This window comes from Algoriphagus sp. 4150, assembly GCF_031457395.1.
Taxonomy (GTDB): domain Bacteria; phylum Bacteroidota; class Bacteroidia; order Cytophagales; family Cyclobacteriaceae; genus Algoriphagus.
Map to the genome: position 1 here is coordinate 380,374 of NZ_JAVDWS010000001.1, position 13,937 is coordinate 394,310.

At 39.9% G+C, this 13,937-nt stretch carries 12 protein-coding genes and 1 pseudogene; 8 read left to right on the plus strand and 5 right to left on the minus strand.

Going from position 1 to position 13,937, the window contains the following annotated elements:
* The first annotated feature begins 9 nt into the window (after positions 1 to 9).
* Genes hxsB through J2X69_RS01675 form a run of 4 tightly spaced genes read left to right on the plus strand, consistent with a single transcriptional unit; the run spans position 10 to position 6,143 of the window.
* Positions 10 to 1,509: a His-Xaa-Ser system radical SAM maturase HxsB gene (hxsB, locus tag J2X69_RS01660; RefSeq protein WP_310097433.1), complete on the plus strand. Its 1,500-nt coding sequence runs from the start codon at positions 10 to 12 to the stop codon at positions 1,507 to 1,509.
* On the plus strand, positions 1,506 to 2,657 hold the full coding sequence (hxsC, locus tag J2X69_RS01665; protein WP_310097435.1) for a His-Xaa-Ser system radical SAM maturase HxsC: 1,152 nt from the start codon (positions 1,506 to 1,508) through the stop codon (positions 2,655 to 2,657). The genes hxsB and hxsC overlap by 4 nt, the downstream gene beginning before the upstream one ends.
* A 3-nt stretch (positions 2,658 to 2,660) precedes the next feature.
* On the plus strand, positions 2,661 to 4,697 hold the full coding sequence (locus J2X69_RS01670) for a hypothetical protein (RefSeq protein ID WP_310097437.1): 2,037 nt from the start codon (positions 2,661 to 2,663) through the stop codon (positions 4,695 to 4,697).
* Positions 4,698 to 4,721: 24 nt separating this feature from the next.
* A complete protein-coding gene (locus tag J2X69_RS01675; RefSeq protein WP_310097440.1) occupies positions 4,722 to 6,143 on the plus strand; it encodes an MBOAT family O-acyltransferase in 1,422 nt (473 codons plus the stop codon).
* 352 nt (positions 6,144 to 6,495) lie between these two features.
* On the opposite strand, the gene J2X69_RS01680 is transcribed toward J2X69_RS01675, so the two are convergent.
* The 3 genes from J2X69_RS01680 to J2X69_RS01690 all read right to left on the minus strand — a co-directional run bounded on the left by J2X69_RS01680 (position 6,496) and on the right by J2X69_RS01690 (position 8,895).
* Positions 6,496 to 6,645 (minus strand): DUF5989 family protein, encoded by a 150-nt coding sequence (locus tag J2X69_RS01680; RefSeq protein ID WP_310097442.1) that lies wholly within the window; start codon positions 6,643 to 6,645, stop codon positions 6,496 to 6,498.
* A 3-nt stretch (positions 6,646 to 6,648) separates the two neighbouring features.
* Entirely contained in the window at positions 6,649 to 8,436 is a 1,788-nt protein-coding gene (locus J2X69_RS01685; protein ID WP_310097444.1) for a carbamoyltransferase N-terminal domain-containing protein, read from the minus strand.
* Between the two features lie 99 nt (positions 8,437 to 8,535).
* The gene (locus J2X69_RS01690; protein ID WP_310097446.1) at positions 8,536 to 8,895 is read right to left on the minus strand and encodes a helix-turn-helix domain-containing protein; all 360 of its coding nucleotides are present in this window, start codon (positions 8,893 to 8,895) and stop codon (positions 8,536 to 8,538) included.
* Between the two features lie 105 nt (positions 8,896 to 9,000).
* Here J2X69_RS01690 and J2X69_RS01695 point away from each other — a divergent pair, with 105 nt between their 5' ends.
* From J2X69_RS01695 to J2X69_RS01705, 4 genes and pseudogenes are all read left to right on the plus strand, one after another.
* Positions 9,001 to 9,813, plus strand: a complete 813-nt coding sequence (locus tag J2X69_RS01695) for an SDR family oxidoreductase (RefSeq protein ID WP_409014370.1) — start codon at positions 9,001 to 9,003, stop codon at positions 9,811 to 9,813.
* Between the two features lie 26 nt (positions 9,814 to 9,839).
* Positions 9,840 to 10,157, plus strand: coding sequence for a nuclear transport factor 2 family protein (locus J2X69_RS01700; protein WP_310097448.1), 318 nt, complete (start codon positions 9,840 to 9,842; stop codon positions 10,155 to 10,157).
* Positions 10,158 to 10,323: 166 nt separating this feature from the next.
* Positions 10,324 to 10,416 (plus strand): annotated as a pseudogene (locus J2X69_RS24820) (integrase); the annotation flags it as partial.
* Positions 10,417 to 10,562: 146 nt separating this feature from the next.
* Positions 10,563 to 11,693, plus strand: a complete 1,131-nt coding sequence (locus J2X69_RS01705) for an alpha/beta fold hydrolase (protein ID WP_310097450.1) — start codon at positions 10,563 to 10,565, stop codon at positions 11,691 to 11,693.
* A 963-nt stretch (positions 11,694 to 12,656) separates the two neighbouring features.
* On the opposite strand, the gene J2X69_RS01710 is transcribed toward J2X69_RS01705, so the two are convergent.
* Together J2X69_RS01710 and J2X69_RS01715 are read right to left on the minus strand one after the other, a co-directional pair.
* Positions 12,657 to 12,995: a hypothetical protein gene (locus tag J2X69_RS01710; RefSeq protein ID WP_310097452.1), complete on the minus strand. Its 339-nt coding sequence runs from the start codon at positions 12,993 to 12,995 to the stop codon at positions 12,657 to 12,659.
* A gap of 16 nt (positions 12,996 to 13,011) precedes the next feature.
* A complete protein-coding gene (locus J2X69_RS01715; protein WP_310097454.1) occupies positions 13,012 to 13,932 on the minus strand; it encodes a DUF6268 family outer membrane beta-barrel protein in 921 nt (306 codons plus the stop codon).
* Between the last annotated feature and the right edge of the window lie 5 nt (positions 13,933 to 13,937).

Below are 13,937 nucleotides of genomic sequence, written 5' to 3' on the forward strand. Positions count from 1 at the left end.
TCGTGGGTAATGCGAAGTAACTCTATCAAAGAATTCCGGTCATTTAAGAAAGCAGATTATTTTTCGAAGAGTACCTCTGAATTCTATTTACTCCCTTTTCGGTTTATTCAGCTTTCAGAAAATAAGGAATTGGTAGTCAATGACCTTGGTGACTTTTTAATAGTTCCTTACGGGACTGTTGAAAAAATTGTAGTGAAGAATATAGACCCCGCTTCGGATCTGTATATGGATTTGATAGCCGGCCATTTTATATCTGAGACCCCCATACCTAGTCTCATTGATGTTATGGCAACAAAGTATAGAACGCGAAAATCATTTCTAGAGGGATTTACATCACTCCACATTTTTGTGGTTTCATTAAGATGTAATCATTCTTGCCATTATTGTCAGGTATCTAGGGTAACAGGCTCCAAACTTGAGTATGATATTTCCTTCGAAAATCTTGAATTAGGTATCCAACATATGTTTCGTTCGCCCTCGCCACATTTGACAATGGAGTTTCAGGGAGGAGAGCCACTTTTGGCTTTTGAGAAAGTTGAATTTGCGATTCTTAGGGCAAAAGAACTTAATAAGCAGCATAAAAAGAGCTTGAATTTTGTAATATGTACAAATAGTACTGTGATCACTGATGATATAGCAGATTTTCTTAAAATCCATGAAATACTAATTTCTACTTCGTTGGATGGACCCGAATCTCTTCATAATGCGAACAGGCCAAAAACAGGAGCGCAGAGCTTCAAGTTGGTTATTGAGGGAATTAACCGCTTTAGGGAGATTCTAGGTAAAGATCGGGTTTCCTGCTTAATGACCACAACAGTGAAAAGTCTGGATTATCCTAAGGAGATAATCGATACCTACCTTGAATATGGGTTTTCAAATATTTTTTTGAGGCCAATTAGCCCCTATGGATTTGCTTTGAAAAATTATAGAAAGAATGAATATGAGACAGACCGGTTTCTTGACTTCTATAAATCAGGTTTAGAATACATCATTGAATTGAATAAAAAAGGAGTCTTTTTTACTGAGGACTTTACGGTAATCTTACTTCAAAAAATCTTCACTGTGTTCCCTGTAGGGTATGTTGATCTTCAGTCGCCCGCAGGACTAATCAACAGTGTGATAGTATATAACTATGACGGGTACGTATATGCATCTGATGAATCAAGAATGCTGGCAGAGAGTAATGATTTTACATTTAGATTAGGGCATGTTAGAGATACTTATCATTCAATTTTTTATGGTGAGAAGGCTAGAAAAATAACAGATCATAGCGTCATCGAAGGGCTTGCAGGCTGCTCGGATTGTGCATTTCAGACTTATTGTGGCGCAGATCCTGTGTACCATCATGCTGTATTTGGGGACATGGAAGGTATCCGGCCTTTATCCGAATTTTGCAAGAGGAATATGGGTGTCTTTCTTTATTTGTTTACTCTTTTGGATACAAGGTATGATGAAGTTTTTCCGATTTTTTCATCATGGATAAAGCATAGTTTAAGCAGACAAGTATGATTCAATTATTTACTAAGGGAATCTCCGGAAATATACAAGAGCCTGTCATTGCCAGGATAGGTGAATTACATCAGAATGTAGGTAAACTTTTTTTAATCAGGGATTATTCGGATTTGGGTAGAATTAAGCAACTTGATAAATCAGCAATTCTTCTTTTTGATTCGAATTTAAATGAAGAGCTGAGACAAGATTTTTCGGATTATACCCAAGTGAATAATCTAAATACTGAGCATCTTTCCACCGGCGACATTATCCGTATTGGCACTAAAGGAGAGATATCTACTTTATTTAGAGAGAATTCTCAACATAACTCTCTCTTCATTACTGACCGATGTAACAGTAACTGCATTATGTGCTCACAACCTCCCCGAAATCGTGACGACCTAGATCACTTTTGGGAGATTAATACTCGGCTTGTAGCTCTCATTCCTAAAGAAACTCAAGTTCTTGGAATAACCGGAGGTGAACCGACACTTTTGGGTAAAAGATTTGTAGAGTTGCTGGCTCTGTTGAAGATGGAATTGCCTATGACCGGTGTTCATGTTTTGACAAACGGCCGCAGCTTTGCATGGAAGAATTTCGTCGAGGCTCTTTCGCTTGTAGAGAATCAAAAAGTGGTTTTTGGTATCCCACTTTACTCGGACTATTATGCTACCCATGACTACATAGTTCAGGCTAAGGATGCATTCGATCAGACCATGCTAGGACTTTATAATCTTGAGCGATATAATCAACGGGTTGAAATTAGAGTTGTTCTTCATCAACAATCCTTTGATAGATTGCCTCAGCTGGCTAAGTATATATTCAGGAATCTTCCTTTTGTGGAACATATAGCCTTTATGGGGCTGGAGTTTGTTGGATATTCGATCACCAATAGGGATTTACTCTGGATAGAGCCTGAGGATTATATGGGCCAATTGGAGGAGGCTGTCCTGTTTTTAGATTCCATGGGGATGGATGTCTCAATCTATAATCTTCCATTATGTCTTCTAAGACCTGTCTTATGGCGTTTTAGTAGAAATTCAATTTCAGATTGGAAGCGCGATTATGTGGAAGAGTGCCAAACTTGTGGAGTTTTGGAGAAGTGTGGAGGAGTCTTTGGTACTTCAAAGAAACTGAGTAATCGAATAAAATCAATTTCCCGGTAAAGTATGGTTGAAAGTAAAAAGTCAGAGCCAAATCTTTATAGAAATTTCGCAATTGCTCTGACCGTTACGATTTTAGGTAATCCAATAGTCCTGTATTCGGTTACAAAAAATCTGCTATTCAGTTTGTTGATATTCTTGGGAGTAGGTATTACCTCATTGGTTCTGTTTTCCAAGCCAGTACTAAAGTACTTACAGCTTTTGTTTCTGAATCTTTTATTTATTTTTTCACTTCTATTACATGCAGAACTACTATTCAATACCGTTTTTCCGGAATATATAATTGAGGATCTATACCGTTTTGAATCGAACTTTTACTTTAATAAACCTTATTTGAATAAGGTCTTTGAAGATAAGGAGTATAGCGTAAATTATGTAACCAACAGCCAAGGGTTTCGGATTGGTGAAGAAGACAACCCCGAATTATCTGTTGAGAAAGTCGATTGGCTATTTTTGGGTGATTCCTATACCCAGGGAGCTCAAGTTCAATTTGAAGAGCTTTATACTAGACAATTGGAGCATTATTTTCCTGAAAAGATTATTTTGAATGCAGGAATTAGCGGCTTTGGAATCCCGGATGAGTACTTTTTTTATGCAAAAGAGGGGGTGAATTATTCTCCAAAGAAGGTTTTTTTGCAGGTATGTAATTTTAATGATTTCATGTTAGTGGAAAAACGCGAGGCGAAATTCATTGATTACCTTATGCAGTATTCCAACTTTGCCAGATTTCTACTCTATGGGTTTCGGTATGCAAATCCCGCAGAACTTCCCCTTGGACGCTGGACAGAGCCATTTTATCCCGCTGAAGAAGAAAATGAAAGACTCAACGTATTTCATACATCCTCATCAGAACAAAAGGCTAAAGATTTGACTCAATTCAAACACTACTTATCCCGGCTTTCGAAGGAGGTGAAGGATTCAGGGGCTGAGTTGGTTATAGTGCAGATACCGACTAAGGAGCAAACCTACTTTCACTTTTTTCAAGAAGTGGTTGATGGGTTCCGGCTGGATGTTAAGAAGCTGGATATGGATTACCCGGATCGTCTACTCTCTAGTTGGTGTGAGGAATTGGGATTGGAATATATTTCGATGCTGGAAGCATTCCAGAGAAGTGAGGTTCCTGTGTTTTTTGATTTTGATGAGCATCTTACACCTGCAGGCCATACAGTGATGGCTGAACATATTGCTTCTAAACTTTCAGGTATAGAAAAACCACGGATTAGTAAGATTAGTGTTGACAATTTATGGGATAGATACCCTTCCCCATCTACAGATTATAAGGTGTTTACTTACCAGTCGTTACGGGACGGAAACATGGAGTTGTTTATCACTGATTCAGCTTTTCAGACTAGGAGGCGGCTTACATTCAACTCGGTAGACGAGATCCACCCGATGGTAGCCTCCCGCAGGAATCTTCTGACCTATACTGAGGGTAATCAAGAAACAGGTAAGACGAATGTGGTTCTTCAAGACTTGACTCTAGGGACTAGGGAGTATGTCACAATCGGTGAGTCCGCACATGGTGCTATTCCGTTTTTTAGTAAGGATGAGAGATACTTGGCATTTGCTTCATGGTTTCAGCATGCTAAGACAAACAATCAAAGTAATCCGGTTATCAGGGTTTTAAATCTGGAAAATGGGAATCAACATCAACTAACTGAGGACAATTACGAGAGTTGGAGACCTGTATTTTCTCCAAATGGAGAAAAAGTTTACTATATCAGTAAGCGGGAGTCAGAAATATTCAAAGTATATGAAAATTCGGTGAAAGGCGGAGAGGAAAAATTGTTGATCGATATGGGTTACGATATTTGGGATCCTACAATTTCTCCTGATGGGCGATATTTGGCATTTTCTGCTCGGGCGAAAGCAAACTGGGATTTATTTCTTTACCGTTTTGCTGATCAGTCAATCTTACAACTTACAGAAACGATCCGTGACGAATGGGACCCTGTTTTTTCCGCAGATGGGAGGGAACTTTACTTTGCAGCTGAATCCGGACTAACCAACGGGATTTATAAGCTTCAACTTCGGGAAGAATAATTCATTGTATAATCCGCTCGGGACATGCCTTTCAATTCTCTTCCATTTATTGCTTTTTTCTTGATCTTGACGATTTTCTTTTATTCAGCTCCTCTTAGATTTCGTCATACCGTTCTTTTGTTCTTTAGTCTGGTATATTTTTTATCTTTTGGACTAGTCAGTATTCTGGCTTTACTGTCTATCTCCGGTCTTGGATACATTTTTATCCAGAATCTGCAAAAACAACAATTAAGTAGCAGATGGCGCGTTTTGTCAGTTTTCGTAATTCTTGCAACATGGTGGGGATATAAATATTTAGGAGACACTTTAGCGATTGCAAGCCCATTTGACTTAATAGAATATAATTTGGACGGTTGGCTTTTGCACCCTGTGGGTATATCATTTTATTCACTTCAGCTTTTGGGAGTGATTTTGGATCCACGTTCGAGTGCATTTCCACATTCATGGAGATTCCGGGATGTCCTTTTATTTCTAGGTTTTCTGCCTCAATCTATGGCAGGTCCTATACATAGACAGCAGGAATTGATACCACAACTGATTCATACGGCTTCCGGTTTTCAGCCAAGTAATATATTCATAGGTGTCAAATATTTGGTGTGGGGTTATGTCTGCAAACTTATTGCGGGAGATAAATTGGCTATTCTGGCAGGACTTTTTTTGGACAACCCTGAAAAATCCAACGGGCTGACACTATTAGTCGGCTCTGGATTTTATGCTTTCCAGATTTATTTTGATTTCTACGGATATTCTTTGATTGCCATTGGTTTGGGTAGGATATTAGGGATTAAAGTCAAAGTCAATTTTAGGCATCCTTACCGCAGTATAAGTTTCAAGGAGTTTTGGAGGAGGTGGCATATTTCCCTTTCCACATGGTTTCGGGATTATGTTTATATCCCATTAGGAGGAAATCGGAGGGGATATCTCCGCTGGACTTTAACCATACTTGCCACATTCATAGTAAGTGGTTTATGGCACGGTTTCGCAACTAATTTTCTTCTGTGGGGTGCAGTTCATGGATTATTATTGGTTTTAGAAGGCTTTATTCTTGACAAGATGCATCTTCCTAAAAACACCTTACTTACTAGCTTGTTGAGTTTTGTCCGTTGGCCTATTTTTTTTCTGACCCTATCCATGACTTGGCTGATTTTCCGAACAGCCGATATGCAGACTCTCGGCGATATGATAAAGAAGATATTTTCTGTATCTGATTGGACCTTTACAGATATTCAGCAATTGTTATTTCTTCCAAATCATCTGTTCTATTTGCTTTTATTTATGATGATCTTGGCTATAGAGCAGTGGGGAAGATTAGATCAATGGTTAGACGAGGTTCCTGAGAATGCATTTCAATATGGAATGCATGGCGCCGGATTCACAATATGCGGGTTATTGTTGATTCTATTTGGGGGGCTAAGTGGGCAAGAATTTTTATATTTTAGATTTTGATATTACCATAGCTCTTCAAAATCCCTTAGAGATTTCTCCTGAGGAGAAAAGTAATTCAACGAACCCGACGGATCATTTTTTTGGCGACGGATCCAATTTCTGGCCTTGAAAACAAAGGATGTAGGGACAAGTACCAAAAAATATATGATCAATAGCAAAATATAAGTTTTTACTATCGAGAGGTAATAAAGTATCTTATGGAAGAGCTGGATTTGAAAGTCTCTAATACGTTTGATCCCAATTCCTAGAAGCAGGAGACATGAAACGATTGTGGCTGGGTAATACCATTTCAAAACCAGAAAAATCAACAGGATCAATAAGAGGGAACATGAATATTTGCTCTTGACAGACATCAGAAGAGGGAATAAATAAAGGGCGCCATATAGCTGTTGCCTGCTGCCAGCAGGATCAAGCCCGCAAGTGTCAGGGCTGTAATAACCGGGATAAGGAGGTACTTTTTCCTCTGGATGATAAACTGAGTCAGATCGCGGATAAATTCCATAGTTTATTTAAGTATAATGAAATTATTGATTACCAATATATCTATTTCACTGGTTTTAAAACAGACTATGGCCTCTTTTGGGCTGTTCACTATAGGTTCTCCACGTTTGTTGAAGCTAGTGTTTAAAACCATGGGGCAACCCGTTAATCCGTGGAATCGTAGCAGTAAATTATAGAATCTTGCATTGAAGGCTGACGAAACAGTCTGGACTCTGGCAGTGTAATCTACATGGGTGACAGCAGGAAAGGAAGATTTGGCAAATTTTTGTTTTTCCTTTAAAGTGGGGAGTTGGTCAGGTGAGTATGGGATTCTGAACTCCTTTTTCAATTCCCAAACATATTGCATATAAGGGGAGAGTGCTTGGCTATCAAAGAAATTTGAGACTTCTTCTTCTAAAATTGCAGGCGCAAATGGGCGGAATTCTTCTCTGAATTTAACTTGGGAATTGATTCGATCCTGAATTTCCAAACTTCTTGAATCAGCTAAAATACTTCTGTTTCCCAAAGCACGTGGACCAAATTCAGCTTTACCCTGGAACCAACCGACAATTTTCCCCGATGCTATTTCATTAGCTATTCTTAGATATAAATCACCATTACTCAGTTTTATAAATGGTAATTTTTCCTGTACTAGGATGTCTTGTACTTCATTGTCAGAAAAAGAAGGGCCTAAAAATGGATTGGTGGGAGAAGTGCTCGGCACACGTGGAAAACCTAATCCGCAGTGATAATAAGCCAGAGCAGCACCGATGGCTGCTCCGGAATCCCCGGGGGCGAAAGGAACAAAGCAATTCTGATGCACACCAAGCTTTGAAATTTTACCTAGGGCAGCTCCATTTAAAGAGACTCCACCTGCAAAGCATAGATGGTCCGATTTACCTACACTTTTACTAAGCTCTACTATTTTTATAAGCGTATTCTCAAGTACCTGCTGTGCAGCCAAAGCCAAATCTGCATGGACTTGTGCCATTTGAGATTCAGGAAGTCTCTTTGTTAAATTAAATAAGTCTTCCCATTTCTTCTCATTGATAAGCTTGAGATCGTGTTCAAACCGGAAATATTCAGAATTTAATCTAAATGATCCGCCCTTATAGTTGGTTAGTAAGATCTGAGTTATCTTATCATAATAAATGCGGAATTGGGAACTGTCCGGGGCACCATAAGCAGCAAGTCCCATTAATTTATATTCCCCGTCATTGACCTGAAATCCTAGGAAATAAGTAAATGCAGAATAAAACAGTCCCAATGACTCCGGATAGAGCATTGAAACTGTTTTAGTTAAGTTATTTCCTTTTGCCTTATAGACCGTGAGCGTTTCCCACTCGCCAACGGCATCTATAGTAAGTACGGTGGCATTTTCAAAGGGAGATAAAAAGAATGCTTGCGCAGCATGGGACAGATGATGCTCCGAAAAAAAGAGATTTACTTTCAGCCTTTCATTTGAGATTCTCTTGAAGTCCTTTCTTAGCTTTCTTTTAAAGAACAATTTTTCCCTGACCCATTTGGGCATGGCATATGCAAAAGACCGGAATCCGAAGGGAGAGGAAACTAAAAAGCGCTCAAGAATCCGTTCCAGTTTGAGATAGGGTTTTTCATAATACACGATGGCATCTAATTCTTGGAGCAGAATTTCGCCTTCTTTAAGGCAATAAATAATGGCATGGTAGGGGAAATTAGAGTCGTTTTTAATTCGCGTAAATCGCTCCTCCTGAGCAGCTGCGACTATCGTTCCATTAGAGAGTAAGCAAGCAGCTGAATCGTGATAATAGCATGAAATTCCTAGAATGAGCATCAAGTCGGTGAGTCAGCTGATAAATAGATGTGTTCAGCCTGCAATTAAAGGAATATTTCAGCACCTACACTCACGCTGGCGATGGCATAACCCTGAAGGCTATTTTTCAAAGCGTTTCATTATTACTTCACGAAGTTTTTCTTCATTCTTATCACCCCATTGACCCAAAGCAGAAATAACAGGGATAAGTGTTTGTCCAAAATCCGTTAATGAATATTCCACCTTCGGAGGAACTACGGCATAAATTTTCTTTGCTATTAGTTCCTGCTCTTCCAGCTCTTTTAACTGGATGTTTAATACCCTTCTGCTCGCATCCGGAATCTTACGCTGCAATTCGCTGGGGCGCATGTGTCCTTCATTGATGAACCACAACAGGCGGATTTTCCATTTGCCGTAAAGTACTTCCCCGATCAAATCCAGACCGCAGGACAGGTTTGGGATAATTTTTCTTTCGTACATAGGGCAAAAATAAGCCTATGTTATTATAAGAACCATAGGGGAAAAATTTATCCCTATATGAATCGTATTTCCCGTACTTGTGCAAGCTGTACATATGTCTGAAATTTGTCCAAAAGAAAAGAAATGGATGAGCAGTTTAATTTCAACAACGAATTGTCGGGTAAAATAGCCTTGGTCACCGGAGGGACAAAAGGCACTGGATATGCCATAGCGGCACGGCTTCAACGTGCAGGGGCGACCGTAATCATAACCGCCCGTAACAGACCTGAATATGAGGTTAAGAATCAATATTTTATTTCTGCTGATCTGTCCAGACCGGATGGTGCCCAAAAGGTGGCTGAAGAAGTTTTATCCACCTTCGGAAAGCTGGATATTCTCATTAATTCACTGGGAGGTTCTGAAACAAAAGGCGGTGGTTTTTCTGTGTTGACCGATGAGGATTGGGAAAAAACAATCCATATGAATCTACTGGCACCTGTACGGTTGGACAGGGCGTTCTTACCACGAATGCTGAATCAACACAATGGAGTGATCCTACATATTGCCTCTATTCAAGGGAGATTGCCATTACACGATTCCACTTTAGCTTATGCCGCTGCAAAAGCAGGATTGATCAATTACAGCAAAGGGCTTTCAAAGGAAGTTTCGCCAAAGGGAATAAGGGTATTAACGGTCTCGCCGGGATGGATAATGACTGAGTCGTCCTCAAGAATGATGGAGCGGATTTCTGAAAGTTCCGGCATCACCATAGAGGAGGCGACAGAAAGTGTCATGCAAGCGCTGGGAGGAATACCTATCGGCCGCCCGGCAGATCCCGCTGAAGTTGCTGAGTTCGTAGGTTTTTTGGTGTCACCAAGAGCCAATTATCTCACCGGAACAGAATTCGTAATTGACGGAGGAACCATTCCCACAATTTAATTTTATTAACTTATAAAAATCAGATTATGAATCATTTACCAAAAGTAGTGGCAGACCTAATAGCTGCGCAAAACAATTTTGACAGTATCGCATATTCCCATTGTTTTGCTGAAACAGCCATTGTCTTTGACGAAGGAAAAACGCACAAGGGGAGAAAAGAAATTAAAGACTGGATTGAGGAGGCAAATAATACCTATAAAACCTTAATGCAACCCATTGAATATTTGGCAGACAACCAGACATTAAAAGCCGAAATCTCGGGAAGTTTCCCGGGAAGTCCTCTGGTGTTAACTTATCAGTTTGATATCAAAGGAGAAGAAATCCATACGCTAAAAATTACTTAGTCATTGCCGTGGATTATAAAAGGGTTTTAGGGCGAATCTATGCCGCTGAAAAACTTCAGGATGAGGTAAGAATGCGAATTGGGAATGAAACAATTCGGGAGGCTGGGATGCGGCGGGGCAGGCAAATCCCGCCCATTCCACACGAACGATCTGAATATACCGAGAGGGAACAAATCTCCGATACGGACAGGCATTGCTGGGCTACGGAAGCAGTAAAACCACAGAAATCTATACACATGTACTTTCCATATCGAACTAAAATATCCAACGCCGCTTGACGGTATAGCCGAAATCCTTAATTTGGTCACAGCAGCACTCCGAAGACCTGTGGACAATGGCGATATAGACGTAATAGGATAGGGGGAATGCTGTAACCACAAGTGTTAGCCAACATCTAAGCCCATTATGAAAACAAAAAGAATAGCAGTCAGTATTGGGATTTCTTTCGGAGTATTGGCAATTGGACTAATTGTATTTTTTTCCTACAAAACTTCCATAAATAGACCGCAGGAACCATCAAAGCCATATCCATACTACACAGAAGAAGTTACTTTTGAAAACATCCAAGCCCACGTCACCTTAGCCGGAACACTAACATTACCCTCTGCAGCAGGAAACTATCCGGCCGTTATTTTGATTTCCGGAAGCGGTGCCCAAAACAGAGATGAAGAAATTTCCGGACATAAACCTTTCCTGATCATTGCAGACCATTTAACAAAACATGGAATAGCCGTTTTAAGGTATGACGACAGGGGTGTTGCGAAATCCACGGGTAACTTCAAAGCAGCAACAACTGCCGATTTTGCATCGGACGTTGCCAGTGCTGTAGAATTTCTAAAAACAAGGGTTGAGATAGATAGAGATAAAATTGGGCTTATTGGACATAGTGAGGGAGGTTTAATTGCGCCTATGGTTGCATCTAATTCTAAAGATGTAAGTTTCATTGTTCTGCTTGCTGGTCCTGGAATTGAAATAATGAAAGTCCTTCTGATGCAGCAGGAATCAATTTCAAGGGCAGATGGTATTTCGGAATCTGACATAAAAGAATTTATACTACCAGTACATAAGAAGGCATATCGAATGATATCAATGTCTACAGATGGTCGTATATTGAAAACTGACTTAGCTAGACTTATCGAAGAAACCTATGATAGTACTCCTACTAACCTAATTTCATCAAATATGACCAGGGAGCAGGTTGTATCAACTCAATCAGATAAGTGGTCATCGGAATGGTTTAGAAATTTCCTGAAGTACGATCCTGCATCAATACTAGAAAAGGTCACTTGTCCCGTTCTAGCCTTAAATGGAGAAAAGGATTTGGTGGTGACGGCTAAAGAGAATTTATCAGGAATTAGTAACGCACTAACGAAGGGGGGTAATACAAATATGACTGTCAAGGAGTTGCCAAATCTTAATCATCTTTTCCAGAACTGTGAAACGGGATCCCCTGCTGAGTATGCAAAGATTGAGGAAACATTTTCACCCATAGCATTAAAGGAAATGGCAGATTGGATTTTAAAGCAAGTAGAGTAATACGTTGGCTAAATCAAGTAGACGGCCTCGCTAAATTTCTCTGACGAGGTGCGCCAACTCCACGACGCACAGGTCTCACTCCAAAGTATCCCGATTTTAGAGACAGGCAACACAGGGCTTGTATAAGGGGACACTTTGAAGCCCGGGTCTTGTTTTCGGGTAATTTCAATTTCCAATAAAAACATCCAGAGTCTGCTTGACAGGATAGACGAAATCCTTAATTTACTCTGAATAGAGCCCCGAATACCTATGGACAATTGCAATTTACACAAAATGAGGCAGAGGGAATGCTGTAACCACAAGTGTTGAGAGCCATTAAGACATGAGCAAAATCAAAAATATCGAATTAGAATTTGTCTGTCCAAAAAGACTTAATTCATTGAATCCAACCAAAAAGGGGTTCAACTGTTCCGGGTGCCCCAAGGAAATCTTTGATTTTAGAGAACAGTCTATCATAGAACTACAAAGTATTGTTTCCAACTCACTGGAACCTGTTTGCGGCATTTTCAAGCAGTCACAAATGAGTCATAAATTTCCTTGCCTTTCCGCAGGCGGTCATAAGGAATGGGGATTTGCCTAAGGCATATAGACTAGTCTGAAAATGATATGATAAATCCGCATTATCCCTGAAAACATGGTAAAATGGAATCAGATGAAATCGAGCATGTCGAAGACGACACACAACTTGTCCCGAACTTGCTTCGGGAGAGGGATGATTATAAACCCAGCGAGATTCCATCTGTCCTTTAAAAATCAAATTATAATCAGATAAATGGGACTTCTTTTATTGCCAATTAATCTATAATTTTTCAAGTGGTACCTACAAGATTCCGTCTTGAAATCGCAGTCGTGTTAATTAAACTATTATTGGGTTATGTTTCTTTACCACCCTTAATTTAATGACTTGAGGTAGAGAAACCTGAGTTGGTCAGTTCACGATCTGGGCTTTCTGCGTTGCTGAATTCACAATTTGATCCACACAATTGTTTTTGAAAACGTCATTTTCCGGGCGGTGATTGTTAGTTTGTTGTCTTGCATTACCAACTCGCAATCAGCTTTTGTGCTGCTGCCTGGTTTGAATATTTTTCCCTTCCATTGACCATCGGTAAAGTGAACATTCTCAATTATTGTCTCTTTTGATTCTTCGATCGCACCGGTAAATGCATTACCGGATTTTGTTATGAGGATGACCTTCCCTTCCGATGTTTTCCATTTTCCTGAAAAATCGTCTGTAATTTTTTGGCTGAAGCTAAGTACGGATACCATCATCAGCATTATAGAAATCATGATTCTCTTTTTCATATTTTTTTGTTTGATGCTATTCTTGATTTTGTGCCGCGGGTTTTCTTGTTGGAGGAACAATTGTCAAACCCACACTAAAATAGCTGCTAATTTGTGAACTGTATGTATGCAGCTTCCTATGCGCGTCCTCAAAGTGGTATCTTCGCATGGCGTTAAGACCGGCAAAGATTTCGAGTTGTACTATTTTAGCAAAACGATAGCGTGCGGTCGGGCCAAAGTTTGCGACAACATAGTTTAATCTGTCCACCTGAACCGATCCGGAAAAATTGTCAATGCTTGAATTAAAGTTATCTCCGTTCAGCACCGACTTGAAGCCAATCCAGAGTTTCTCCTCCTGGGTTAGCCTGTAGTTGTACTCAATGGTTGCAGGTAGAAATGTAAAGAATTGATGCCTGCTCTGTTCATATTTTAGCTGCAAGCCCGGTAATAACATTGGTTTTCCAAGACGTGTGGTATAAATCAACCCTCCTCCGGCCATAAGCTTTTGATTAATTTGTTTGTTAGCCACGAGGAATCCCTGCATCAGGAAGTCATCGCTGTTCAGTTTGTCACCAAAGTCACTAGCCAGTGTAGGTGAGAGGCGGCTTATCAGCATCCATTTTTCGGTAAGGCGATGAATGACCATAAAGGAATAGGAGATCTTATAAAATTTTTGCTTATGCTCAGTAGTACTAATATCTGAGAATGATGTCGCCTCTAATAAACTGAATTGTAACCCGTTTACTAGGAAGGTCCTTTCGTTTTTGAGTTTCATGGGGACGTTGATATAACTATTGAATTCCTGGAAAGATACCTGCAGACTACTGCCGTCGTCATTGAGTCTGACTTTCGGGTAGTATAAATAGTCTACGCCCGCCAATTTTAAAACCTGGGCTGAAACTTCTGTCATTGTTGCTAGTAGTGCCAGGGGGAGTAAATACTTAAATTTTGTATACATAATGG

Bases quoted from the DNA above. Each gene is read 5' to 3' on its own strand.
- J2X69_RS01685 (WP_310097444.1), bottom strand. From the start codon at position 8,436: ATGCTCATTCTAGGAATTTCATGCTATTATCACGATTCAGCTGCTTGC.
- hxsB (WP_310097433.1), top strand. From the start codon at position 10: ATGCGAAGTAACTCTATCAAAGAATTCCGGTCATTTAAGAAAGCAGAT.
- J2X69_RS01705 (WP_310097450.1), top strand. From the start codon at position 10,563: ATGAAAACAAAAAGAATAGCAGTCAGTATTGGGATTTCTTTCGGAGTA.
- J2X69_RS01690 (WP_310097446.1), bottom strand. From the start codon at position 8,895: ATGTACGAAAGAAAAATTATCCCAAACCTGTCCTGCGGTCTGGATTTG.
- J2X69_RS01680 (WP_310097442.1), bottom strand. From the start codon at position 6,645: ATGGAATTTATCCGCGATCTGACTCAGTTTATCATCCAGAGGAAAAAG.
- hxsC (WP_310097435.1), top strand. From the start codon at position 1,506: ATGATTCAATTATTTACTAAGGGAATCTCCGGAAATATACAAGAGCCT.
- J2X69_RS01700 (WP_310097448.1), top strand. From the start codon at position 9,840: ATGAATCATTTACCAAAAGTAGTGGCAGACCTAATAGCTGCGCAAAAC.
- J2X69_RS01715 (WP_310097454.1), bottom strand. From the start codon at position 13,932: ATGTATACAAAATTTAAGTATTTACTCCCCCTGGCACTACTAGCAACA.
- J2X69_RS01675 (WP_310097440.1), top strand. From the start codon at position 4,722: ATGCCTTTCAATTCTCTTCCATTTATTGCTTTTTTCTTGATCTTGACG.
- J2X69_RS01670 (WP_310097437.1), top strand. From the start codon at position 2,661: ATGGTTGAAAGTAAAAAGTCAGAGCCAAATCTTTATAGAAATTTCGCA.
- J2X69_RS01710 (WP_310097452.1), bottom strand. From the start codon at position 12,995: ATGAAAAAGAGAATCATGATTTCTATAATGCTGATGATGGTATCCGTA.